The following is a 23,677-nucleotide window of genomic DNA, read 5'->3' as shown; positions in this document are numbered from 1 at the left end:
TCGTGGCATCCGCTCTGCCGCTCGGCGACCCGGCGCCCGCTGACGGGCTCCTGCCGGCGTCTGCCGCGGTCGGCGCCGCCGACCGCGCCTTCGGCGTGTACGTGCACGTGCCGTTCTGCCGGGTGCGCTGCGGGTACTGCGACTTCAACACCTACACTTCCGACGAGCTCCGAGGCGCGCGGCAGGTCGACTACGCCGACCACGCGATCGCCGAGATCCGGATGTCGCGGCAGATGCTCGAGGCATCCGCTGTGCCCGCTCGGCCCGCGATGACCGTCTTCTTCGGCGGCGGCACGCCGACCCTGCTGCCGGCCGCCGACCTCGTGCGCATGCTCGCTGCGGTTCGCGACGAGTTCGGCTTCGAGCCGGGCGCCGAGGTCACGACCGAGGCGAACCCCGACTCGGTCGGACCCGAAGACCTCGTGCGTCTCGCCGAGGGCGGCTTCACCCGCGTCTCGTTCGGCATGCAGTCGGCTGTGCCGCACGTGCTGGCCGCGCTCGACCGGACGCACGATCCGGCGCGAGTGCCGCTCGTCGTACGCTGGGCGCGCGACGCCGGGCTCGACGTCAGCCTCGACCTGATCTACGGCACGCCGGGGGAGTCGATCGACGACTGGCGTCGGAGCGTCGAGGCCGTCGTCGCCGAGCGACCCGACCATGTGAGCGCCTACGCGCTCATCGTCGAAGAGGGCACGAAGCTGGCCCGGCAGATCCGGCGCGGCGAGCTTGCCCAGCCCGACGACGACCTCGAGGCCGACATGTACGAGTTGGCCGACGACCTGCTCGCCTCGGCGGGCTACGAGTGGTACGAGGTCAGCAACTGGGCGACGGATGCCTCGCACCGATCGCGGCACAACCTCGGATACTGGCGCGGGGACGACTGGTGGGGTGTGGGTCCGGGTGCGCACAGCCACGTCGGCGGCGTGCGCTGGTGGAATGCGAAGCACCCCTCGGCCTATGCCGATCGAGTCACAGCCGGCGTCTCACCCGCGGTCGGCCGCGAGACGCTCGACGGCCCGACCCGAGAGGTCGAGCGCGTGCTGCTGCTCACCCGCATCCGCGAGGGCATCTCGGTCGGCTCATTGCACGCGGGAGGCCGTCATGCGGTCGCAGGCCTCATCGCCGACGGCCTCGTGGACGCGAAAGCCGCCCTCTCGGGAGTGGTGACACTCACCAGGAGAGGGCGGCTGCTCGCGGACGCCGTGGTGCGGCGCCTGCTCGACGATTCGTCGGAGCTCAGCTCACGAACTTGATCGAGAGCGGGTACGTGTAGGGCTGGCCCTGGTTGGCCTTCACCGCGGCGATGATGCTGAAGACGATCACGACGACGCCGATGGCGATGCTCAGGAAGATACCGATGATGAGGAACCAGAGGATCCCAGCGACGACTGACGCGATCGCCATGGTGATCTGGAAGTTCAGGGCGGTCGCGGTGTGCTCGCGCACGAACGGGCCCTTGTCCTTCAGCACCAGGTAGCCGATCAGGGCGGGGATGAAGCTGAAGAAGATGCCGCCGATGTGCACGAGCGTCGCCCAGAGCTTCTCGTCGGCCGGGCTGAGCTGCTGGCTCGGCTGCTCGTAGGGGTTGCCGGGAGGCGGGGGAGGCGGGGTTGCACCGGACATGATGTCTCCTTGGTCGGCTCGCCGTGAGGCGAGGTTCGGTCTCGTCGCCCGATGGGCGAAGTTCGAGGCACTCTCATGCTGGCACAGCAGAGCGCGCCGGGTGAAGACCCAGCCCGGCGCGCTCGGTGCCGGCCTGCTACTTGATGAGGCGGATGGCGAACGGGTAGCGGTAGTGCTGGCCGTCCTTCGCCTTGAGGAAGGCGATGATCGAGAAGACGACGCTCACGATCCAGGCGGCCCAGACGATGAAGACGCCGATGAGGATGACCGTGAGGATCGAGCCCACGACGTAGGCGATGAGGATCGTGATCTGGAAGTTCAGCGCCTCCTTCGCCTCGGTGTTCGTGAACGGGCCGCGATCCTTGAAGATCAGCCAGATGATGAGCGACGGGAGGAACCCGACCACGCCGCCGAGATGGGCGAAGGCACCCCACTGCACGTCCTGCTCCTGGGAGAGGGGTGCTGCTGCGGCCGCCTGCGGTGCGCCTGCAGGCGCCCCCTGCGGCGCGGCGGGCGGCGGAGTCGGCTGGGCGTCGGGATCGGGGGCAGGGGTGTTGGAATCGGTCATGGGGTGCGTGCCTTTCGGGGGCTCTCAGATGAACCGCATCTCGCGCGACGGGGGATCGCAGCCAGGGGGTGACTCGCGGGGGATACCCATAAGCTAGCGCCGCGCCCAGCGGCTGGCAACGGCCGTGTCACGGGATGGCGCGATATGATTAGCACTCACTCAGAACGAGTGCTAAACGATGGAGGGAAGCGAGGAAATGGTCTCCGAACGCAGCCTCGCGGTTCTGCGCGCGATCGTGCAGGACTATGTCGCGTCGCGCGAACCCGTCGGCTCGAAGTCGATCGTCGAGCGGCACGCCTTCGGCGTCTCCGCCGCGACGATCCGCAACGATATGGCACTGCTCGAAGAAGAAGAGCTGATCGCGGCCCCGCACACCTCGTCGGGCCGCATCCCGACCGACAAGGGCTACCGCGTCTTCGTCGACCAGCTCACCGACGTGCGGCCGCTCAGCGGCGCCCAACGGCAGGCCATCGAGACGTTCCTCGGCGAATCGAGCGACCTCGACGAACTGCTCGCGCGCACGGTGCGACTCATCGCCCAGCTCACCAATCAGCTCGCGGTCGTGCAGTATCCGAGCTTCGGCAGCGCGCGCGTGCGTCACGTCGAGCTCATCGCGCTGGCCCCCGAGCGGGTGCTGTGCATCCTCATCACCGACTCCGGGCAGGTCGAGCAGCGTCTCGCCGAACTCGAGGAGCCCGTCGACGAGCAGACGCTCGGCGACCTTCGCGTGCGACTCAACGAGATCGCCGGCGGCCGGGCGATGGCGGATGCCGCGGATGCGCTGTCGGGCGAGATCGACAACGTCGACCCGCGCCACGCGGCCGTGCTGCACACCCTCGCGGCGACGCTCGCCGAACAGGCCCGCGCGCAGCGGCAGGATCGCCTCGTGGTCGCCGGAGCGGCGAACCTCGTGCGCACCGAGCAGGACTTCGCCGGCTCCATCCTCGGCGTGATCGAGGCGATCGAAGAGCAGGTGGTGCTGCTGAAGCTCTTCGGCGAGATGGCGACCGACGAGCACGCCGTGACGGTGCGCATCGGGCGCGAGAACGCCTCGTTCGGCCTGGGCGAGACCTCGGTCGTCTCGAGCGCGTTCGCGATCCCGGGACGCGACATCTCGCGCCTCGGCATCGTCGGACCCACCCGCATGGACTACTCCCACAGCATGGCGGCCGTCCGCGCCGTCGCCCGTTACCTCTCCCGAACGCTCGGCGAGAACTGAACCCGCCGCCCGTCGCTTGCGACCGGCATCCGGCAATCGAAAGGACAAGCCCTCCGTGGCCGACCACTACGAGGTCCTCGGCGTCTCCCACGACGCAACCCCCGACGAGATCAAGAAGGCCTACCGCCGTCTCGCGCGCGAACTCCACCCCGACGTCAACCCGGGCGCCGAGGCATCCGAGCGCTTCAAATCGGTCACGCACGCGTACGACGTGCTCTCAGACCCGAAACAGCGCCAGCAGTACGACCTCGGCGACCAGGGCGGCTTCGGCGGCGGCCAGAACTTCGGCGGCTTCGGGGACATCTTCGAGACGTTCTTCGGGGCCGGCCAGCAGAGCCGCGGACCCCGCTCACGGCGTGAACGCGGTCAGGACGCGCTGCTGCGGGTCGAGGTGGGCCTCGACGAGGTCATCTTCGGCACGCACCGCGACATCGAGGTCGACACCGCGGTGACCTGCGAGACGTGTCACGGCTCGTGCTGCCAGCCGGGCACCTCGCCCGTCACGTGCGACATCTGCCACGGCACCGGGTCGATCCAGCGCTCGGTGCGCTCGCTCCTCGGCAATGTCATGACCTCGAGCCCCTGCGGCACCTGCCGCGGCTACGGCACCGTCATCGCGACGCCCTGCGTGACCTGCCAGGGTCAGGGCCGCGTGCGCGCCCGCCGCACCGTGCCGGTCGACATCCCCGCCGGCGTCGACACGGGCGTGCGCCTGCAGATGCCCGGCTCGGGTGAGGCCGGCCCCGCCGGCGGCCCCAACGGCGACCTCTACCTCGAGATCAAGGTCAAGAACCACGACGTCTTCAGCCGCAACGGCGATGACCTCCTCTGCACCCTCGAGGTCTCGATGACCGACGCGATCCTCGGCACGCACGCCAAGGTCGCCGCACTCGACGGCGATGTCGACGTCGAGCTCAAGCCCGGCCTCCAGAGCGGCGAGATCCTCACGGTGAAAGACCGGGGAGTCTCGCGGCTGCGCGGTTCCGGCCGCGGCGACCTCAAGGTCGGCATCCAGGTGGTCACGCCGACCAAGCTCTCGTCGAAGGAGCGCGACCTCATGCAGCAGTTCGCCGCATCGAAGAAGGCGCCCGCGCCCGAGCTCAGCCACTTCCAGCAGGGCATCTTCGCCCGCCTGCGCGACCGGTTCCTCGGTTAGGCGGATGCTGCGGTGAGCCACCTCTACCTCGACGAGTCGCTCGATCTCGCCGCCGTCGCGCCCGGCGCGACCGTGGCCCTCACGGGCGACGAGGCACGTCATGCCGTCACGGTCTCGCGAGTGCGGGCGGGTGAGCGCATCGCGATCGGCGACGGCCGCGGCACGCTCGTGCACGGCGCCGTGGCGTCGACCGGCGCCCGCGAGCTCGAGCTCGAGGTCGACGAGGTGCTCGTCGAAGAGGCGGCATCGCCGCGCATCACCCTCGTGCAGGCGCTTGCGAAGGGGGACCGCGACGAACTCGCCGTGCAGGCCGCGACCGAGCTCGGCGTCGACGCCATCGTGCCCTGGGCGGCGAGCCGCTCGGTCTCCCGCTGGGAGGGTCCGAAGGCCGAGAAGGGCCGTCAGCGATGGGCGACCATCGTGCGCGAAGCGGTCAAGCAGTCGATCCGCGCCTGGCTGCCGGCCGTCGCACCGGTCACGACGACCGGGCAGCTCGCCGAGCGCCTCGAGGGCCAGCGGATGCTGCTGCTCGAGCCGACCGCGACGGCGCTGCTCACCGACATCCGACCCGACGGGCGTGATCTCGCACTCGTCGTCGGCCCCGAGGGCGGCATCTCGCCGGCCGAGATCGAGCGGCTCGTCGCCGCCGGAGCCGAGCCCGTGCGGCTCGGGGCATCCGTGCTGCGCACCTCGACCGCGGGGCCGGCGGCGATCGCGGTGCTCAACGCCGCGCTCGGGCGGTGGTGAGGCATCCGTCGCTACGATGGAGTCATGACCGAGTCACGCGCAGAACCGACCCTCTTCGAGCGCATCGCCGCCCGTGAGATCCCCGCGCGCGTGGTCGCAGAGACCGATCGCGTCATCGCGTTCCACGACATCGCGCCGAAGGCGCCCGTGCACGTCGTCGTCACCCCGAAGTCGGGGGACTACCGTGACGTCGTCGAGCTCGCCGCGGGCGACCCGGGGTTGCTCGCCGAACTCGTCGAGGTCGCCAACGGCATCGCCGTCGAGCTCGCCGACGGCCAGTTCCGCCTCGTCTTCAACACCGGCGCCGCCGCGGGCCAGACGATCTTCCACGTGCACGCGCACGTCCTGGCCGGCGGCCTCGAGGAGGCCACGCTTGCCGGAGAGTGACCCGAACGGCGAATTCGCCGAAGCAGCGGCCCCGACGCCAGACGAGGAGCGGCTCGGCGTCGACTCGGACGAGGAGCGGCTCAGCATCGACGGCATCGCCATGGTGCGACTGCTCGGTCCGCAGGACCGCCTGCTCACCCAGGTGCAGCGCGAATATCCGGGCGTGCAGGTGCACGTGCGCGGCAATGAGATCGCCATTCGCGGCGACGACGAAGGGCGCATGCACGTGCGCCGACTCATCGAGGAACTGCTCGAGCTCGTGCGCAGCGGGCAGGACCCCACCCCCACCGAAGTGAGGAGCTCGGCCCGAATGCTCGACGCCGATCCCAATGCCAAGCCGTCCGAGCTGCTCGGGCAGGTCATCGTCTCGAGCCGGGGCAAGACCATCCGGCCGAAGACCGAGGGCCAGCGCCGCTACGTCGACGCCATCGATGAGCACACCATCGTCTTCGGCATCGGCCCCGCCGGCACCGGCAAGACGTATCTCGCGATGGCCAAGGCGGTGCAGGCGCTGCAACGCAAGGAGGTCAGCCGCATCATCCTGACGCGCCCGGCGGTCGAGGCCGGCGAGCGACTGGGCTTCCTGCCCGGCACGCTCACCGACAAGATCGACCCCTACCTGCGCCCGCTCTACGATGCCCTGAACGAAATGATGGACCCCGAGCTCGTGCCGAAGCTGCTCGCCTCGGGAACCATCGAGGTCGCCCCGCTGGCCTACATGCGCGGCCGCACCCTCAACGACTCGTTCGTCGTGCTCGACGAGGCGCAGAACACCTCGCCCGAGCAGATGAAGATGTTCCTCACCCGCCTCGGGTTCGGCTCGCGCATGGTCGTCACGGGCGACATCACCCAGGTCGACCTGCCGACGGGTTCCAGCGGCCTCCGGCTCGTCACGCGCATCCTCGACCACGTCGACGACATCGAGTTCGTGCGGCTCACGAGCGACGACGTCGTGCGGCACACCCTCGTCGGCCGCATCGTCGACGCCTACACCGAGTACGACCAGCGCCAGCAGGCGCAGCGCTTCGAGCGCGATCAGGCGCGCGAGTTCGCCAACCGCGCCGAGCGGCGCGGCGGCGGCCCCCGCGACCACCTGCCGAGGAAGGGCAAGGCATGAGCATCGAGATCAACAACGAGTCCGCGATCGAGGTCGACGAGGCCGCCATCCAACGGCTCGCCGTCTACGCGCTCGACGCCATGCACGTGCATCCCGACGCCGAGATCGCCATCGTGCTCGTCGACGAGGGCGCCATGGAACAGCTGCACGTGCAGTGGATGGACGAGCCCGGCCCGACCGACGTGCTGAGCTTCCCGATGGACGAGCTGCGCCCGGGCACCGATGACGCGCCGACCCCCGCCGGGCTGCTCGGCGACATCGTGCTGTGCCCGCAGGTCGCCGAGTCGCAGGCGCGCGCGGCGGGTCATCAGCTCATCGACGAGCTGCTGCTGCTGACGACCCACGGCATCCTCCACCTGCTCGGCTTCGACCACGCCGAGCCGGCAGAGGAGAAGGAGATGTTCGGCGTGCAGCGCGACATCCTCGTCGGATTCTCCATGCAGGAGCGGCGCCGCTGACCATGCAGCCCTGGCTCTTCCTCGGCGCGGCCTTCGTGCTCGTCGCGTTCGGCGGTCTCATGGCCGCCGTCGACTCGGCGATCGCGTCGAGCTCCCGCGCCGACGTGACGGAGCTCGCGCTCGAGTCGCGTGCGAAGCGATCGTTGCTCGCGATCGCCGACGACACCGGGGCGCACGTCAACGCGGTGAACTTCATGCGCATCATCGCGGAGACGACCGCGGCGGTGCTCGTGACCCTCGCCTTCGCGTCGTTCCTCGACAACGTGTGGCTCGTGCTGCTCTACTCGGCGCTCATCATGACCGCCGTCTCGTTCGTGCTCGTCGGCGCGAGTCCTCGCAGCGTCGGCCGTGTGAACGCCGAGACGGTGCTGCGATTGACGGCACCGCTCGTGCACTTCTTGCGGGTGCTGCTCGGCCCGCTCGCGGGCGCGCTCGTCTCGCTCGGCAATCGCGTGACGCCCGGCCGAATCCGCTTCGCGGGCGTCTCGAGCGAAGAGCAGCTGCTCAGCATGGTCGACGAGGCCACCGAGCTCGACGTGCTCGAAGAGGGCGATCGCGAGCTCATCCACTCGATCTTCGAGTTCAACGACACCGTCGTGCGCGAGGTCATGGTGCCCCGCACCGACATGGTCACGATCGAGGCCGCGGCGCATCTGCCGCACGCGATGGCCCTGTTCCTGAAGGCCGGGTACTCGCGCATCCCCGTGATCGAGCGCGATGCCGATGACGTCACGGGCGTGCTCTACCTGCGCGATCTCGCCCGACTCGGCTTCGAACGCCCGCTCGACGCCGAGGGGCTGACGGTCGGCGAGCTGGTGCGTCCGGCACTGTTCGTGCCCGAGTCGATGAAGGCCGACGCGCTGCTGCGCCGGATGCAGCTCGAGTCGAACCACCTCGCGATGGTGGTCGACGAGTACGGCGGCATCGCCGGCCTCGTCACCCTCGAAGACGTGATCGAGGAGCTCGTGGGCGACATCGCCGACGAGTACGACCGCGAGGCCGCCCAGGTCGAAGACCTCGGCGGTGGGCGGTTCCGCGTGAACGCGCGACTCCCGATCGACGAGCTCGGCGAACTCTTCGGGCTCGACATCGAAGACGACGACGTCGACTCGGTGGGCGGGCTGCTCGCGAAGGAGCTCGGGCGCCTCGCCCAGCCCGGCGAGCGGGTCACGGTCTCGGGGCTCGTGCTCGAGGCCGAGCGCACCGAAGGCAGACGCAAGCGCATCTCGACGATCCTCGTCGAGCGCGACCAGGCGCTCATCGACGTGCAGAGCGCGTTCGAGTCGAGCGACACCGATGGAAGGAACTCCCGTGGCTGAGTATCATGCCGGATTCGTCTCGTTCGTTGGACGGCCGAACGTCGGCAAGTCCACGCTCACCAACGCCCTCGTCGGTGAGAAGGTCGCGATCACCAGTTCGAAGCCGCAGACGACGCGCCGCGCCATCCGCGGCATCGTGCACCGCGAGCACGGCCAGATCATCCTCGTCGACACGCCGGGCCTGCACCGGCCGCGCACGCTGCTCGGCGAGCGGCTCAACGCGCTCGTGCAGTCGACCCTCGGCGACGTCGACGTCATCGCGTTCTGCGTGCCGGCGAACGAGCCGATCGGCCCGGGCGACCGCTTCATCAACGAGCAGCTCGACCAGTACCCGCGGGCCAAGAAGGTCGCGATCGTCACGAAGACGGATGCCGCGTCGAAGTCGAAGATCGCCGAGCACCTGCTCGCCGTCTCCGAGCTCCGCGAGTGGGCCGCGATCATCCCGGTCTCCGCCCCGCAGGGCGACCAGCTCGACGTGCTGGTCGACGAACTGCTCGCGCTCCTGCCCGAGTCCGACCAGCCGCTGTACCCGGCCGAGACGCTGACCGACGAGGACACGAGCGAGCGCATCGCCGAGTTCATCCGCGAGGCGGCACTCGAAGGCGTCTCCGACGAGCTTCCGCACTCGATCGCGGTCACGGTCGACGACATGGTCGAGCGCGAAGACAAGGACCTGCTCGAGATCTACGCGAACCTCTACGTCGAGCGCGACAGCCAGAAGGGCATCATCATCGGCAAGGGCGGTTCGCGACTGCGAGAGGTCGGCACCACCGCCCGCGCGCAGATCGAGGGGCTGCTCGGCCGCAAGGTGCACCTGGCGCTGCACGTGAAGGTCGCCAAAGAATGGCAGCGCGACCCGAAGCAGCTCGGCCGCCTCGGTTTCTGAGGCGTTCGACGTTCGACGCGGCCGTGAGGAGCCGGTCGTCCGGTTAACGCCGTGTACGACTCGAGGATGATTCCGGTCGCTCGCTGCGGTGCGCCGGCGCACGAGCGCGTACGGTGGATCGGTGCCCATGAGGATCAGCCGCGCGAAGCTCACGACCGACATCGTGCTCGCCGTCGTGTTCGGGTTCGTGTGCATGCCGTTCGCCGTGCTCGGCGAGTGGGCCGACATCGTCGCGCTGCTCGCGTTCTCGGCCGCCCTCGCGGTGCGCCGCGCTTCGCCCGCCTGGTCGCTCGGCCTCGCATGGGGTGGGGCGCTCATGCAGATGCTGTGGCTGCGGGACCTGCAGTTGTACGACGTCGCGGTGCTCGGGGTGCTGTACTCCACGGCCGCGCACGGCGGGCGCCTGGTGAAGTGGCTGGGCCTCGTCTCGGCCGGCGTCGGCGCCGTGTTCGCAACCGGCTACCTCGCGGTCGCGAAGCCGCTCATCGACAACGCCGGGTTCATCGGTCCGCAGGACACCGTCAGCATGGTCGTCCTGACGCTCGTGCTGTTCGTCGCATCCATCGCGGTGCTGGTGCTCTCGTGGACGGCAGGGCTCCTCGTGCGATCCGTGCGCGACACCCGCGAGGTGCGTCGCCGCGAGGAGGCCGCGAATCGCGAACGCGAACTCGTCGAGTACCGCTACGTGGTCGAGCAGGAGCGCAACCGCATCGCACGTGACATGCACGATGTCGTGGCGCATTCCCTCGCCGTCGTCATCGCTCAGGCCGACGGCGCCCGGTTCGCCGCACCGACCCGGCCCGAAGCGGCGGTCGACGCGCTCGGCACGATCGCCGGGGTCGCGCGCGGGGCGCTCGGCGACGTGCGCCTGCTCCTCGCCGAACTCCGTCATGACGAGGCCGGTGCCCCGCAGCCTGTGCTCGACGACCTCGACGGCCTGCTCGCCCAGGTGCGGGCGGCCGGGCTCGACCTCCGCTTCTCCGAGACCGGTCAGCGGTTGCCGCTCGGCACCGGTCATCAGATCGCGGTCTACCGCATCGCACAGGAAGGCCTCACCAATGCACTCCGTCACGGCGACGTCAGCGCACCCGTGCACCTCGGACTTGCCTGGGATGCCGACGGCGTCACGGTCTCGCTCGTGAACGCCAGGCGAGCGGATGCCGCGGCACCCGAGTCGCACGCCTTCCGGCACGGGATCCCGGGCATGCGCGAGCGTGCGCAGCTCACCGGCGGCACGCTGCTCGTCGAGGCCGGCGCCGACGCCATGTTCCGGGTCACCGCGCGCATCCCTGCGCAGGCGGGGCGACCCGCATGAGCGGCATCCGTGTGGCCCTCGTCGACGATCAGGCGCTGTTCCGCGCCGGGGTGCGCATGCTCATCGAGTCGCAGCCCGACCTCGAGGTCGTGGGCGAGGCGAGCGATGGCGGGGCCGCAGTCGAGCTCGCGCGTCGCGAGCGGCCCGACGTGGTGCTCATGGACGTGCGGATGCCGGTGCAGGACGGCATCGCCGCGACCGAGCAGATCCTCGCGGCGGCCGAGCGCGACGGCGTGGCGCCGCCGCGCATCCTCGTGCTGACGACCTTCGACCTCGACGAGAACGCGGCACGCGCGATTCGCGCCGGTGCGAGCGGCTTCGTGCTGAAGGACGCGGATCCCGAGTTCCTGCTCGCGGCGGTCCGCACGGTGCACCAGGGCAACCAGGTCATCGCGGCCGCCGCGACCCGGGCGCTGTTCGCGCACGTGGGAAGGGGGAGCGGCCGGCGGCCGGCGCCCGCCGCCTGGTCGGAGCTCACCCCCCGCGAACGCGAGATCTTCGCCCTCGCCGCGCGCGGGCTCAGCAACGGCGAGATCGCGGCATCCGAGTTCCTGTCGGAGGCGACGGTCAAGACGCACGTCAGCCGCATCCTCGCCAAGCTCGGACTGCGCGACCGCGTGCAGCTCGTCGTGTTCGCCTACGAGCACGAGCTGCCCGGCGCGCCCTGAGTCGTCCCCGAGCCCGACCCGGTCGCGGCCGGGTCATCCTGCAGGATGACCGCGAACCATCCGAGCGCCGGATGCCTCGCCCCATGGGCCATCCGTAGCGTCGAAGACATGCAGATCCAACCCTCTGACCTCGGCCTGATCGCCCGCGTCGCCGAACTCGGCAAGCGCTACGGAACCGGTGCGAGCACCGTCACCGCCCTCGACGACGTCTCGCTCGGTCTCCGCCGCGGCGAGTTCACCGCCATCATGGGCCCGTCGGGTTCGGGCAAGTCGACGCTCATGCACATCATGGCGGGGCTCGACTCGCCGTCGGCCGGTCAGGTGTGGCTCGGCGACACCGACATCACCGAGCTGTCCGACTCCGCGCTCACGGTGCTCCGTCGCCGCCGGATCGGCTTCATCTTCCAGTCGTTCAACCTCGTGCCGACGCTCGACGTACGCGGCAACGTGATGCTGCCGTTCGACCTCGACGGCCGCCGCCCGACGCGCGACGAGCAGGCGTGGATCGACGAGCTCTTCGACACGCTGGGCCTGCGACCTCGCATCGGCCACCGGCCGCATGAGCTCTCGGGCGGCCAGCAGCAGCGCGTGGCGATCGCCCGTGCCCTCGCCACCCGGCCCGACCTGGTCTTCGCCGACGAACCGACCGGCAACCTCGACTCGCGCACCGGGCGCGAGGTGCTCGGCCTGCTCGCCGCGGCGAGCGCGCGCTACGGCCAGTCGATCGCGATGGTCACGCACGACCCGGTCGCCGCGAGTCACGCCGACCGCATCCTGTACCTCGCCGACGGCCGCATCGTGCGGGACTCGGGTCGTTCGAGCGCCGAGGAGATCTCGTCGTTCATGCTCTCGATGGAGGTCGCGGCCTGATGCACACGCGACTGAAGGACCAGTGGCCGACGCTCCTCGTCGCCGCCCTCGCGGGCACCTTCGGGGTCGCGCTGCTGCACATCACGGGGCTGCTCGCAGCTGCGATCGCCGCCGACGACGTGACCGGCGAGAGCGCGACCGTCGCGCTGATGCTCGGCATCGTCGCCGTCGTCTTCATCGTGATCGCGGTCTACGTGAGCGCGATCGTGACGGCCAACACGGTCTCGACCGTCGTGGCCGGTCGCACACGGCTCATCGCGCTGCTGCGCCTGATCGGCTCGAGCGCCCGGGCTCAGCGCGCGCAGATCGCGCGTGAAGGGCTCCTGATCGGCCTCATCGGGGCGGTGATCGGCGTCGTCGCCGGCACCGCGATCGCCTTCGGCATCGAGCAGGTCGCCGTCGCGAACGACCTCATGCCCGCCACCGACTACGGCTACCTGAACGCGATGGTCGTGCTGCCGGCGATCGCCGTCGTGATCACCACGTGGCTCGCCTCGTGGGTCGGCTCGCGGCGGGTGCTGCGCGTGCGGCCGATCCAGGCCATCGGCAACGCCAACGAGCAGGACCGCGAGGAGCTCGGCCGTCGTCGCGGGCGCAACATCACCGCCCTCGTGCTGTTCGTCGTGGGCATCGGCCTACTGGTCGCCGGCGTGGTCTGGGGTCTGACCGAGCCGTACGGGGTGCTCGTCGGCATGATCGGCGGTCTCGTCTCGTTCACGGGCATCGTGCTCGGCGCCCACGTCGTGATGCCGCCGGTGCTGCGCCTCGTCGGCCGCCTCTTCGGTTCGTCGCCCGCCGCGCGACTCGCCGCGGAGAACGCGGTGCGTCACCCCGAGCGGAGCTCGCGCATGACCATCGGCCTCGTGATCGGCGTCACCCTCGTCACCACGTTCTCGGTGACGATGGAGTCGTACCGGGCGATGCTGGTCGCCGCGCAGCGCGCACAGCCCGAGATGTACGCGGGCATCGACGAGATGCTGAACGTCACCGTCGCGGTCTTCACGGTGCTCATCGGCTTCAGCGCCCTGATCGCCGCGATCGGCATGGTGAACACCCTGTCGCTCAGCGTCATGCAGCGCACGCGAGAGCTCGGCCTGCTGCGCGCGCTCGGCTTCGATCGCCGGCAGCTGCGCCACATGATCGTCGTCGAGAGCGCTGCGCTGACGCTCGCGGCCACCGTCACCGGCATCGCGCTCGGCTTCGGCTACGGCTGGGCGGGTGCGCAGGCGCTGCTCGGCGGCGCGCAGGGGGAGCCGACCTTCGTGCTCCCGGGCATCCCGTGGGCGCTGTTCGGCGGACTGCTCGTGGCGGCGGGCGTGTTGACGCTCGTGGCCTCCGTCGCCCCGGCACGGCGCGCCATGCGCGTCTCGCCGGTGGTCGCCCTCGCGGTCGACTAGGGAGCTGCATCGCGAGGTGCTGAGGGGAGCGGAACGAGCGGATGCGTCGGGGGAGGCATCCGCTCGTTCCGTCACATGTTGCGCGCCCGAACAGTGGTGGTGTTAGCCTTGGCGTGTGCTTCACGGCCTGCTTCTCCTTAGCTGCCGCAGCGAGTCCTAGTCTCAGGCCTCCCTCGCTGCGGAGTTCGTCGTCGGCTGAAACCCATCCGTAAGCGAGAAGAGCACCCCATGCAGAACACCCAGCAGCCGTCGTCGATGCCCGTGCATCGCTACCGACCGTTCCACGAGCAGATCCGCGTCGATCTGCCCGATCGCACTTGGCCGTCCAAGCGCATCGAGCAGGCACCGCGTTGGTGCGCCGTCGACCTGCGCGACGGCAACCAGGCCCTCATCGACCCGATGAGCCCCGAGCGCAAGCGCATCATGTTCGACCTCCTGGTCAAGATGGGCTACAAGGAGATCGAGGTCGGCTTCCCCTCGGCCAGCCAGACCGACTTCGACTTCGTGCGCAGCCTGATCGAAGGCAACGCGATTCCCGACGACGTCACCATCCAGGTGCTGACGCAGGCTCGCGACCACCTCATCGAGCGCACCTACGAGTCGATCGCCGGCGCGAAGCAGGCCATCGTGCACCTCTACAACTCGACGAGCATCCTGCAGCGCGAGGTCGTCTTCCGCACCGACCAGCAGGGCATCATCGACATCGCCCTGCACGGCGCGCGCAAGTGCCGCGAGATGGAAGCGACGATTCCGGGCACCACGGTCTACTACGAGTACTCGCCCGAGAGCTACACGGGCACCGAACTCGAGTTCGCGGTCGACGTCTGCAACCAGGTCATCGAGATCTTCGAGCCGACGCCCGAGCGCAAGGTCATCATCAACCTGCCCGCGACCGTCGAGATGGCCACGCCCAACGTCTACGCCGACTCGATCGAGTGGATGTCGCGGCACCTCGCGCACCGCGAGAACGTCATCCTCTCGCTGCACCCCCACAACGACCGCGGCACCGCGGTGGCCGCGGCCGAGCTCGGCTACCTGGCGGGCGCCGACCGCATCGAGGGCTGCCTCTTCGGCAACGGCGAGCGCACCGGCAACGTCGACCTTGTCGCCCTCGGCATCAACCTGTTCACGCAGGGCATCGACCCGCAGATCGACTTCTCCGACGTCGACGAGGTCAAGCGCACCGTCGAGTACTGCAACCAGCTGCCCGTACCCGAGCGTCACCCGTGGGCCGGCGACCTCGTCTACACGGCGTTCTCGGGCTCGCACCAGGACGCGATCAAGAAGGGCTTCGAGGCCATGGACGCAGAGGCGGACCGCCGCGGCGTGGGCCTCGGCGACCTCGAGTGGGCCGTGCCGTACCTGCCCGTCGACCCGCGCGACCTCGGCCGCAGCTACGAGGCCGTCATCCGCGTGAACTCGCAGTCGGGCAAGGGCGGCGTCGCCTACCTGCTGAAGACCGACCACGCGCTCGACCTGCCGCGCCGCCTCCAGATCGAGTTCTCGGGCGTCGTGCAGGCCAAGACCGATGCCGAGGGCGGCGAGGTCTCGAGCGACGAGATCTGGCGCGTCTTCAACGACGAGTACCTGCCCGCGCCGCAGGAGCGCCCCGACGAGAAGTGGGGCCGGTTCGAGTTGCTGTCGCTGCGCACCGAGAGCGCACTCGACGGCGTCGTCAACGTGCGGGTGGGCCTCCGCGACGGCGACGAGCGCGTCGAGGCCGACGCGAGCGGCAACGGCCCGATCTCCGCGTTCCTCGCGGTCATGGGCGCCGAGGGCGTCTCGGTGCAGCTGCGCGACTACGTCGAGCACACGCTCGCGGCGAGCGGCAACTCGCTGGCCGCGGCCTACGTCGAACTCGAGGTCGAGGGCCGCGTGCTCTGGGGCGTCGGCATCGACGCCGACATCTCGACCGCCTCGCTGAAGGCGGTCGTCTCGGCCGTCAACCGCGCGCTCCGCAGTGCGGTCGCCACCGAGGCCGAGCGCGAGGTCGTCGGGGTCTGAACGAATCGGATGCCGCGTGCACGGGCGTGCACGCGGCATCCGCTCGTTTCCGGGCGCGAGGGTCAGGCTCGGCGCCAGACCTTCCACGAGCCGAGCGCACGCTGCTCGGGCAGGCTCCAGCCGAAGCGCACGGAACCCAACCTGATCAAGGTGGTCACGACCACGCACGCGCTGCCTGCGATGACGACGTTCACGCCGAGCTCGACGAGCACGACGAGGAGCCCGGCACCGACGGTCGCAGCGATCGCGTAGAGCGAGCCGACGTGCATGAGCGCGATCGGCAGGTTGAGGGCGACGTCGCGCAGGATCGAGCCGCCGACGGCGGAGAGCACGCCGACGAACACGGCCGGCACCACTGGCGCTCCGAACGCGAGCGCCTTGGTCGTGCCGATCGCGCCGAAGAGCCCGATGGTGACGGCGTCGAGGGCGATGATGAGCCCATTGAGCCGGGTGAACACCCGCAGCAGCAGCATGCCGAGCAGGGCAGCCGCGGTCGCGACGGGGATGTACCAGTTGTCGAAGATCGCCGCGGGAGGCTGATTCAACAGCACGTCGCGCAGCAGACCGCCGCCGAGTCCGACGAGCACGCCGATCAGTGCGACGCCGAGCAGGTCGATGCGGCGCTCGGTGAGGCGGGCCGCGAACATCGCACCCTGGATGGCTCCGATCGCCACAGCCGTGAGGTCGAGCCAGAGGGGGATGACGAAGAGTGCGGAGCTCACGGCACCAGTGAATCACGCGCCGCGAGGAACTGCTCGAAGGTGACGGTCGTGGTCTGCGCTGCTGGCACGAGGGCGGCGCCCGAGCGGAATGCCCGGAACGTCGCACCGGGCAGGCGCAGCGGCATGATCGGGCGACGAGAGCCCCGGGCGGTGCGATACGCCTCGGCGAGCGAGCGGACCGTGCGCACCTCGGGGCCGCCGATGTCGGGCGCACGGCCGGACGGCGCTGTGTCGATGAGCTCGACGAGGCGGTCGACGAGTTCGCCGACGTCGATCGGCTGCAGGCTGATCGACGGTGCGACGAGTACGGGGGAGTACCGCTGCGCGTCGAGGAGCGACGTCACGAAGCTGTGGAACTGGGTCGCTCGGAGGATCGTGTGCGGCACCCCCGAGCCGGTCACGACCGACTCGGTCGCCAGCTTGCCGCGGTAGTACGGCAGCGGGTTGCGGTCGATGCCGACGATGGAGAGCAGCACGAGGTGCGCGCGTCGCTCTGGGCCGATCGCCTCGACGAGCGTCCGCGCGATCCCCGAGTCGTCGTGGTTCGTCGTCGCGAGGTGCACGATCGTGTCGACGCCGTCGACCGCTGCCTCGATGCCCGCTCCCGTCGCGAGGTCGCCGGTCACGAGGCCCGGTCCGCTGCGGCGACTCAGCGCCCGCACGATGTCGCCGCGATCGCGGAGCCGCTCGACGAGCCGGCGCCCGACCGTGCCGGTCGCTCCCGTGACGAGGATCTCTGCCATGCGCCCAGTCAAGCATGCAGGATCTGGTCGCCGCGGCATCCGCGGTGTGTGTGGACGGGTGTGGTTCGCGGATGGGTATTCGGGTCGCCGCGGCATCCGCGGTGTGTGTGGACGGGTGTGGTTCGCGGATGGGTAATCGGGTCGCCGCGGCATCCGCGGTGTGTGTGGACGGGTGTGGTTCGCGGATGGGTATTCGAGTCGCCGCGGCATCCGCTTCGGGTGGTTCGACCGCGCGGGGTGGGAGAATGAAGGGTGCCCGTGTACCGAGATGAAGCCGTCGTGCTCCGCACCCACAAGCTGGGCGAGGCCGACCGCATCGTCACCCTGCTGACCCGGCAGCACGGCAAGATCCGCGCCGTCGCCAAGGGCGTGCGGCGAACAGGGTCGAAGTTCGGGTCTCGGCTCGAGCCGTTCATGGTCGCCGACCTGCAGCTCTACGAGGGCCGGAGCCTCGACGTCGTGACGCAGGCCGAGTCGCTCGGCTCGTACGGCGCCCTCATCACGCAGGACTACTCGGCCTACACCGCCGCGAACGCCATGGTCGAGGCCGCCGACAAGCTCACCGAGGCCGAGGGCTCGCTGCAGCAGTACCTGCTGCTCGTCGGTGCACTGCGCTCGCTCTCACGACACGAGCACGGGGCGAGCCTCACGCTCGACTCCTACCTGCTGCGTGCCCTCGCCCTCGCGGGATGGGCGCCGAGCTTCCAGGACTGTGCACGCTGCGGCAAGGTCGGCGAGCACACGGCGGTCGTCGTGCAGCTCGGCGGCGTCGTCTGCGACGAGTGCGCCCCTCCGGGCACGCCGCGCATCGCCGGCTCGACCGTGGCGCTCCTCGGCGCACTGCTCGCCGGCGACTGGGCGTTCGCGAAGGCGTCGAGCGACCGCGATCGCGGCCAGGCCAGCGGCATCATCGCCGCCTACACCCAGTGGCACCTCGAGCGGGGCCTCCGCTCGCTGCCGCACGTATCCAGAGAGACGACCGCCCAGTGAGCCCGAAGCCCTACACCCACCGCGACGCCGTGCCCTACCGGCCGCTCGACTGGACGGGCATCTACCCGCCCGCGCTGCCGAAGGGGGCCGTGCCCGAGCACGTCGCCATCGTCATGGACGGCAACGGGCGCTGGGCGAACCGTCGCGGACTCACCCGCATCGAAGGGCACAAGGCCGGCGAGATCGCGCTGCTCGACGTCGTCGCCGGAGCCATTCAGGCGGGCGTGAAGCACCTCTCGGTGTACGCGTTCTCGACCGAGAACTGGAAGCGCTCGCCCGAGGAGGTGCGCTTCCTCATGGGCTACAACCGCGACGTGCTGCACAGACGGCGCGACCAGCTCAACGAGTGGGGCGTGCGCATCCGCTGGGCCGGGCGGCGCCCGCGTCTCTGGGCCTCGGTCATCAAGGAGCTGCAGGTCGCCGAGCAGCTGACGGCCGGCAACGACACACTGACCCTCACGATGTGCGTCAACTACGGCGGGCGCACCGAGATCGCCGACGCCGTGCGGTCGATCGCCGACGACGTGGCATCCGGTCGCCTGCGTCCTTCTGCCGTCTCGGAGAAGCTCATCGCGAAGCGGCTCTACGTGCCCGATCTGCCCGACGTGGACCTCTTCGTGCGCAGCTCGGGGGAGCAGCGCACCTCGAACTTCATGCTGTGGCAGTCGGCGTACGCCGAGATGGTGTTCCTCGACACGCTGTGGCCCGACTTCTCCCGGGTCGACCTGTGGCAGGCGATCGAGCTGTACGCGGGTCGCAACCGCCGCTTCGGCGGCGCGGTCGACGCGCCGACCGCCGGCTGACGCGCCTGAGGATCGCCGGCATCAGCCGAGGCCGAGCTCGATCACCAGCTTCCGTGCCTTGGTGAGCACCGCGCTCGAGCCAGGCCGGGCTGCGAGTTCCGCGAGCCCCGGCCACGAGGCGTCCTCTGCCGGGATCCGGCCCGCCGTTGCTGCGGCGCGCAGCAACGGTGCTCGAAGCAGCGAGACATCGAGCACACGGTTCAGCCACGACGGCGGCTTCGACTGGGACGCCGCGAAGCGGACGGATTCGGTGAGCAGCGGCCACAGCACCGGCAGCGCGCGCAGCTCGCGTTCGATCGACCCCATCATGCGCGCAGGGGAGATGTCAGGCAGCGGCAGCAGACGCGACGCGGCCAGGCGCACCGAATCGGCTGAGAACCGACGGCCCGCGACCATCGCGTCGACGCTGTAGCGCGACTCGACGTCGGAGCACAGGGACGCCAGCACGACCGCCACCATGAGCGTCGTCAGCGGAGGGACCGAGTCGCTGCTCGACGGGCCGTTCTTGGCGGCGCCGCGATCGCGGAACTCCGACGGGATGATCCGGCCGAGTGCGCCGTCCCACTGCAGCCATCGTCGTTCGTCACCCGCGATGGTGTCGGCGTCGAGCTGACCCTCGCGGTCGAGTGCGTACGACCAGGCCATGAGTGCCCGATACCGCACCTCGGGTGCTTCAGGCAGGCTGAACTCGATCGGCACGAAGCGTTTCGATCCGCGCATGTGCCATGACGAAGCGAGGTGCACGCCGTCGTCGATTGCGGGTCCCTCCCCGTCTCCGGCGGGCCAGACGGCATCGAGATCGACGGCGGGCTCCGGCGCAGCAGCGTCGATCTCGGCGTGCGCACTCAGTTCGGGGAGCTCGCCGACGAGCGCCTTCGCGGCGGCGACGGCACGCGAGGAGCCGGGACGGGCGGCGAGGGCACGGGTGTGCGGCAGGTCGAGCGTCGTCGGGTCGCCGATGCCCGAGGAGACGGCATCCTTCGCGGCGGGCAGCAGGGTGCCGATCGCCTCGACGACCTCCGCGGTGCCCGCCGTCATGCGAACCGCATCGAGCGACTCGCCGACGAAGCCGTCGAGCAGCGGCCAGACCACCGAGCCGAGCCCGGCCTCGCTCAGCTCCAGCGCGACGCGGGCGAGTTGCACGCCACCCGGGCCGCTCCGGCCGAGCAGGCCGAGATCGGCCACCCCCGGCCGCAGCAGCCCGCGGTCCCACGCCTCCAGCACTGCCTCGAACATGTCGGTGGCGGCCTTCGGGTGCGGTGAGCACAGACCGCAGAGCAGTCGTGCGGCGAGGCGCGGGGTGAGCGGCGCGTTGCGGCGCGCGAGCTGTCGCCACTCGAACCCGCTGCCGGCCTCGAGTCCATCGCCCGAGTAGGCGCCATCGCCCCATATCGGCAATTCGAGCGGAGTGCCCCAGCCGTACCTCGTCGTGTCGATGCGCCGTGGGAACTGGGCGAGCGATGCCGGCAGCGCGGTGACGGCACGACGCCAGTCGCCGTCCTCGTCCTGCACGAACGACGGCTCGAGCAATGGATCGAGCGCATATGCGCGCGCTGCCGGTCCGGCCGCGACCGTGATCCGTTCGCCGGACTGGAGCACGATGGGCACGTCCAGCGCGGCGAGGGCATCGAGGTGCCGCTGCTCGACGAGCGTCAGGTCGAGGCGGAGCAGCGCGAGGAACAGGTCCGCCTCACTCGCGGTGGCGCCCGTGTCGCGGTATTCCTGCAGACGCTCGACGAGGTCGTCCGGCGCGATCCGAAGGTCGTCCCACGACGGTGTGGACAGCAGCGCGGGAACCTCGCCGAGCCGTTGGACGACCACAGCTTCGCGCGCCGGCATCGGACCGAAGACCACATCGCTCCGCCAGTCGTCGTCGCCGGGTTGTACGAGCCGGTCGAGCAATCGGATGCGGGTACGGGCGACCCAGTCCGCAGCGGCGCTCGCTCCCGCCCGCCAGTTCGGCCTCAGTCCGCGGAGCGCGGCGCGCGCTGCCTCCGCATCCGCACGCGCGACCGCGTTCGCGAGCTCCAGGAAGCGGTCGACCTCCAGGTCTTCGGCGCCGTCCGGGCGCGAATACAGCACACCTGCGGCCTCGGCGAGTGCGGAAGGCGAGACATCCGGCAGCTGGAATCGCGGTACCGTCCACACCTCGGGTACGGGTTGCCACGCGGTCGAAGCGGTCTCGGTCTCGGTCTCCGGCAGGGTCTCGGTGGCGACGCCCCATCGCTCCCGGAGCGCCCTCGCCGCCTTCGCGAGCGTCCCGTCTCGTCCGGACTCGATCGGCGACAGGGCGATCACGGCGGTCTCGGCCGCTTCACCCGTGAGTGGCATCGAGCGGCGCAGCGCTGCGTCGAGCACGCTGCGTCGAGCGGCCTTGGACTTCGCCGCGAGCGAGAGCGAGAGCACGTCGGCGGCCTGGTACTCGTCGCCGAACTCGATGATCGTGGGCGCGAGGGCCGTGATCACCGGGGCTTCCGCGTGGCTGAGGGCTCCGAGGAGTGCGTCGGCCTGAGCGAGGAGCTCTGCGCCGGTCAGTGCCAGGGAATCGGTGAGGACTCCGGCCCAGACCTTGCGATCGCCGGGACGCTGGGCGGCGTCGAGCGCGGACAGCACGAGCGACACCGCTTCGTCGCGGTCGACCCAGCCCTGCTCGACCCCGGCGGCGACCACTGCGCCGAACGGTCCTGTTGCCGGCGCTCCCACGGCGACACCGGCGCGCAGGTGATCGATGAAACGCGATCGGATGACCTCGGCATCGATCGGGCCGCGAGCGGCCGGGTACAGCTCCGCCTCCAGACCGAGGGCGATGGCCGCATAGACGGCCCAGTCCTTCAGATACTCCACGCTCTCGGGCACGGGCAGCCCGTGAAGATGCATCAGGCGCACCGCACGACCGGCGTGCACCGATGTCGCATGCTCCCAGGGGCGTCGGTTGGAGCGGCACGCGCGGGAGGTGAAGGCGACCGCGAAGTCCGGGCCGCGCGTCGCGAGCACCTCGGTGGCGAGCTGATCGGGCACGGAGCCCGGCCCGCCGAGGACCGCCTCAGCACGTCGGGCATCCGCACCAACGCGGATCGCGAACAGCGCGAGCATTCCGTGGTCGGCATCGCCGACCACCGACTCGCGGGTGAGGGTGTTCCCCTCGGTGACCCACACGTCCCAGTCGCCGCGCTGCAGGCCGACGCGAGCCTCGCGCCGTTGCGCCTCGGTCCCGACCGGGAGCTCGAGCGCGACCGCTTGCCGGGCGTCGGCCCAGCCGAGGTCGCGGAACAGCTCGAGCGAGCGTGCGAGGGCGTCGGTCATCGGATCTCCTTCATCATGATCTGCACGGCGAGCACGTGCTTGCACGGTCCTCGATCGCCGCCCCCGGTGAGCTGCCACGTGCACGTGCAGCGTGCGGCGCCATCGGCTCCGCGGACGCTGTAGTCGGCGGGATCGTCGCGGGTGCCGGCGTGCACGAGCCATTCCCCGGGCTGCACGCCGGGCACGACGAGGTGCTGCGCGACGAGCCGACGCGCGGCGCTCACGCGAGGGTTGCCGCGGGTGACGCGCTCAGGGTCGTCGGGAAGCTCGCGGTGGAAGTGGGCGCGAGCGTGCACGTCCCAGCCGACACGGCCGGAGGCGGCGAGCACGGCGAGACCCGACTCGACTTCTGCCGTCGTGAGTCCGGATTCGAGGCGCAGCCGTTCGACGTCGATCACCGGTTCGAACGCCAGGAGCGCCGAGACGAGTGCCGCGTGTCCGGTGGCGTCGGGTTCGGCCAGCGCACTCACCAGCGAACCCTCGCCGGAGAACCCGCGCCATGCCTCCTCGGTGATGCCGAGCAGCAGGCGAGCGTGTCGGAGCTCCACCTCGAACGCCGTGGTGCCCGGCTCGCCGTCGGCGGGGCCGTACACGGTGAGCCCGGTCACGTGGGGGAGCAGCCGTTTCAGGGCGCTCAGGCGATGCAGACCGTGCACGTGGACCGCGCCTGGGATGCGCCGCGGTGCCATACGGAACCCCGAAGCGGTCGGTGCGAGCCAAGCGGCCGATCCCGCGGCGGTCGCCGCAGGGATCGAGGTCAGCAGCGTGCGGGCGGCGGCCCGGTCGAGCGTGAAGGCCCGCTCGAGTCGGCGGTGCATCTCCGCGACGTTGCCGAGCGCGTGGACCCAGCGATCCGGCATCTCGACCGGCCGCTCGGTCGCCGCAGCGGAGAGCGTGGCCACGGTCAACCCGTGCCGGCCGACGTCGAGATGGAACAGCTCGTTCCGGCCGATCGAGGCGAGTGCTCGTCGCGTGGCCATCCCGATGTCGACGTTGGTGGTTCCGCGGGCCACCTCACCGCCGTCGAGGCCGGAGCCGAGCACGTCGAGACGCGCGTACACGCTGTTGCAGGCCGAGAACACCTCTGCGCGCAGTCGATCGCCGTGGGCGGTGAGCACCGGGTCGCGCTGCGTGGTGGGGGTGTACTTGAAGTACCGGGTGGCGGTGATGTCGGCGAGCGACAGCAGTCCGCGCGCCAGCACTTGCGGCTCGGTCGCGAACCCGTGGAAGAAGCTCGGACTGGCGACCGTACCGTCGGGCGTGAGCGCTGGGGCGAGCGCGAGTTCGAGCCGATCCTGAGTCGCCGATGACGCCGTCGTGAACCCGCGAACACCCATGGGGATGAGGCTAGCGGAGGCCACCCCCGCAACGAGGCGCGGGGC

General features: G+C 70.4%; 22 protein-coding genes. 16 read left to right on the top strand and 6 right to left on the bottom strand.

Features of this window, described 5'->3' with window-relative positions:
- Positions 1 to 2: 2 nt before the first annotated feature.
- Positions 3 to 1,253 carry a radical SAM family heme chaperone HemW gene (gene hemW / locus BUR99_RS05205; protein WP_074259214.1) on the top strand — a complete coding sequence of 417 codons (1,251 nt, stop codon included), beginning with the start codon at positions 3 to 5 and terminating at the stop codon, positions 1,251 to 1,253.
- On the opposite strand, the gene BUR99_RS05200 is transcribed toward hemW, so the two are convergent.
- Both BUR99_RS05200 and BUR99_RS05195 read right to left on the bottom strand, forming a co-directional pair.
- Complete coding sequence (locus tag BUR99_RS05200; protein ID WP_074259213.1) at positions 1,237 to 1,623, bottom strand: DUF4870 domain-containing protein; 387 nt, start codon at positions 1,621 to 1,623, stop codon at positions 1,237 to 1,239. The genes hemW and BUR99_RS05200 overlap by 17 nt on opposite strands.
- 136 nt (positions 1,624 to 1,759) lie before the next feature.
- Positions 1,760 to 2,191: a DUF4870 domain-containing protein gene (locus BUR99_RS05195; RefSeq protein ID WP_074259212.1), complete on the bottom strand. Its 432-nt coding sequence runs from the start codon at positions 2,189 to 2,191 to the stop codon at positions 1,760 to 1,762.
- 196 nt (positions 2,192 to 2,387) lie between these two features.
- Between BUR99_RS05195 and hrcA the strand changes: the two genes are divergently transcribed.
- From hrcA to leuA, 13 genes are all read left to right on the top strand, one after another.
- Positions 2,388 to 3,410: a heat-inducible transcriptional repressor HrcA gene (hrcA, locus tag BUR99_RS05190; protein ID WP_074259211.1), complete on the top strand. Its 1,023-nt coding sequence runs from the start codon at positions 2,388 to 2,390 to the stop codon at positions 3,408 to 3,410.
- A 55-nt stretch (positions 3,411 to 3,465) separates the two neighbouring features.
- A complete protein-coding gene (gene dnaJ / locus BUR99_RS05185; RefSeq protein WP_074259210.1) occupies positions 3,466 to 4,566 on the top strand; it encodes a molecular chaperone DnaJ in 1,101 nt (366 codons plus the stop codon).
- Positions 4,567 to 4,578: 12 nt separating this feature from the next.
- Positions 4,579 to 5,313 (top strand): 16S rRNA (uracil(1498)-N(3))-methyltransferase, encoded by a 735-nt coding sequence (locus tag BUR99_RS05180; RefSeq protein ID WP_074259209.1) that lies wholly within the window; start codon positions 4,579 to 4,581, stop codon positions 5,311 to 5,313.
- 24 nt (positions 5,314 to 5,337) lie between these two features.
- Positions 5,338 to 5,700: an HIT domain-containing protein gene (locus BUR99_RS05175; RefSeq protein WP_074259208.1), complete on the top strand. Its 363-nt coding sequence runs from the start codon at positions 5,338 to 5,340 to the stop codon at positions 5,698 to 5,700.
- Positions 5,701 to 5,800: 100 nt separating this feature from the next.
- The gene (locus BUR99_RS05170; protein WP_074259496.1) at positions 5,801 to 6,817 is read left to right on the top strand and encodes a PhoH family protein; all 1,017 of its coding nucleotides are present in this window, start codon (positions 5,801 to 5,803) and stop codon (positions 6,815 to 6,817) included.
- Positions 6,814 to 7,275 (top strand): rRNA maturation RNase YbeY, encoded by a 462-nt coding sequence (gene ybeY, locus BUR99_RS05165; protein ID WP_074259207.1) that lies wholly within the window; start codon positions 6,814 to 6,816, stop codon positions 7,273 to 7,275. The genes BUR99_RS05170 and ybeY overlap by 4 nt, the downstream gene beginning before the upstream one ends.
- Positions 7,276 to 7,277: 2 nt before the next feature.
- A complete protein-coding gene (locus BUR99_RS05160; RefSeq protein WP_074259206.1) occupies positions 7,278 to 8,594 on the top strand; it encodes a hemolysin family protein in 1,317 nt (438 codons plus the stop codon).
- On the top strand, positions 8,587 to 9,480 hold the full coding sequence (era, locus tag BUR99_RS05155) for a GTPase Era (RefSeq protein WP_234980735.1): 894 nt from the start codon (positions 8,587 to 8,589) through the stop codon (positions 9,478 to 9,480). Before BUR99_RS05160 ends, era begins: the two co-directional genes overlap by 8 nt.
- A gap of 127 nt (positions 9,481 to 9,607) precedes the next feature.
- Positions 9,608 to 10,795 (top strand): sensor histidine kinase, encoded by a 1,188-nt coding sequence (locus BUR99_RS05150; protein WP_074259495.1) that lies wholly within the window; start codon positions 9,608 to 9,610, stop codon positions 10,793 to 10,795.
- On the top strand, positions 10,792 to 11,463 hold the full coding sequence (locus BUR99_RS05145; protein ID WP_074259204.1) for a response regulator: 672 nt from the start codon (positions 10,792 to 10,794) through the stop codon (positions 11,461 to 11,463). The genes BUR99_RS05150 and BUR99_RS05145 overlap by 4 nt, the downstream gene beginning before the upstream one ends.
- Positions 11,464 to 11,571: 108 nt before the next feature.
- Positions 11,572 to 12,333, top strand: coding sequence for an ABC transporter ATP-binding protein (locus tag BUR99_RS05140; RefSeq protein ID WP_056649635.1), 762 nt, complete (start codon positions 11,572 to 11,574; stop codon positions 12,331 to 12,333).
- Positions 12,333 to 13,730 carry an ABC transporter permease gene (locus tag BUR99_RS05135; RefSeq protein WP_074259203.1) on the top strand — a complete coding sequence of 466 codons (1,398 nt, stop codon included), beginning with the start codon at positions 12,333 to 12,335 and terminating at the stop codon, positions 13,728 to 13,730. The genes BUR99_RS05140 and BUR99_RS05135 overlap by 1 nt, the downstream gene beginning before the upstream one ends.
- A gap of 228 nt (positions 13,731 to 13,958) precedes the next feature.
- Complete coding sequence (leuA, locus tag BUR99_RS05130; protein ID WP_074259202.1) at positions 13,959 to 15,734, top strand: 2-isopropylmalate synthase; 1,776 nt, start codon at positions 13,959 to 13,961, stop codon at positions 15,732 to 15,734.
- 62 nt (positions 15,735 to 15,796) lie between these two features.
- On the opposite strand, the gene BUR99_RS05125 is transcribed toward leuA, so the two are convergent.
- A complete protein-coding gene (locus BUR99_RS05125; protein ID WP_074259201.1) occupies positions 15,797 to 16,456 on the bottom strand; it encodes a trimeric intracellular cation channel family protein in 660 nt (219 codons plus the stop codon).
- A complete protein-coding gene (locus BUR99_RS05120; RefSeq protein ID WP_074259200.1) occupies positions 16,453 to 17,199 on the bottom strand; it encodes an SDR family oxidoreductase in 747 nt (248 codons plus the stop codon). Before BUR99_RS05120 ends, BUR99_RS05125 begins: the two co-directional genes overlap by 4 nt.
- Before the next feature lie 252 nt (positions 17,200 to 17,451).
- Here BUR99_RS05120 and recO point away from each other — a divergent pair, with 252 nt between their 5' ends.
- Together recO and BUR99_RS05110 are read left to right on the top strand one after the other, a co-directional pair.
- Positions 17,452 to 18,189 (top strand): DNA repair protein RecO, encoded by a 738-nt coding sequence (gene recO / locus BUR99_RS05115; protein WP_074259199.1) that lies wholly within the window; start codon positions 17,452 to 17,454, stop codon positions 18,187 to 18,189.
- A complete protein-coding gene (locus BUR99_RS05110; RefSeq protein ID WP_074259198.1) occupies positions 18,186 to 18,992 on the top strand; it encodes an isoprenyl transferase in 807 nt (268 codons plus the stop codon). The genes recO and BUR99_RS05110 overlap by 4 nt, the downstream gene beginning before the upstream one ends.
- A gap of 21 nt (positions 18,993 to 19,013) precedes the next feature.
- Here the strand turns inward: BUR99_RS05110 and BUR99_RS05105 are convergent, their stop codons facing one another.
- Both BUR99_RS05105 and BUR99_RS05100 read right to left on the bottom strand, forming a co-directional pair.
- Positions 19,014 to 22,295 (bottom strand): DUF7824 domain-containing protein, encoded by a 3,282-nt coding sequence (locus tag BUR99_RS05105; RefSeq protein ID WP_074259197.1) that lies wholly within the window; start codon positions 22,293 to 22,295, stop codon positions 19,014 to 19,016.
- A complete protein-coding gene (locus BUR99_RS05100) occupies positions 22,292 to 23,632 on the bottom strand; it encodes an SWIM zinc finger family protein (RefSeq protein ID WP_074259196.1) in 1,341 nt (446 codons plus the stop codon). The genes BUR99_RS05105 and BUR99_RS05100 overlap by 4 nt, the downstream gene beginning before the upstream one ends.
- Between the last annotated feature and the right edge of the window lie 45 nt (positions 23,633 to 23,677).

The sequence above is a fragment of the Agromyces cerinus subsp. cerinus genome, from assembly GCF_900142065.1.
Lineage (GTDB): Bacteria > Actinomycetota > Actinomycetes > Actinomycetales > Microbacteriaceae > Agromyces > Agromyces cerinus.
This window is presented reverse-complemented; position numbering and strand designations above follow the sequence as displayed.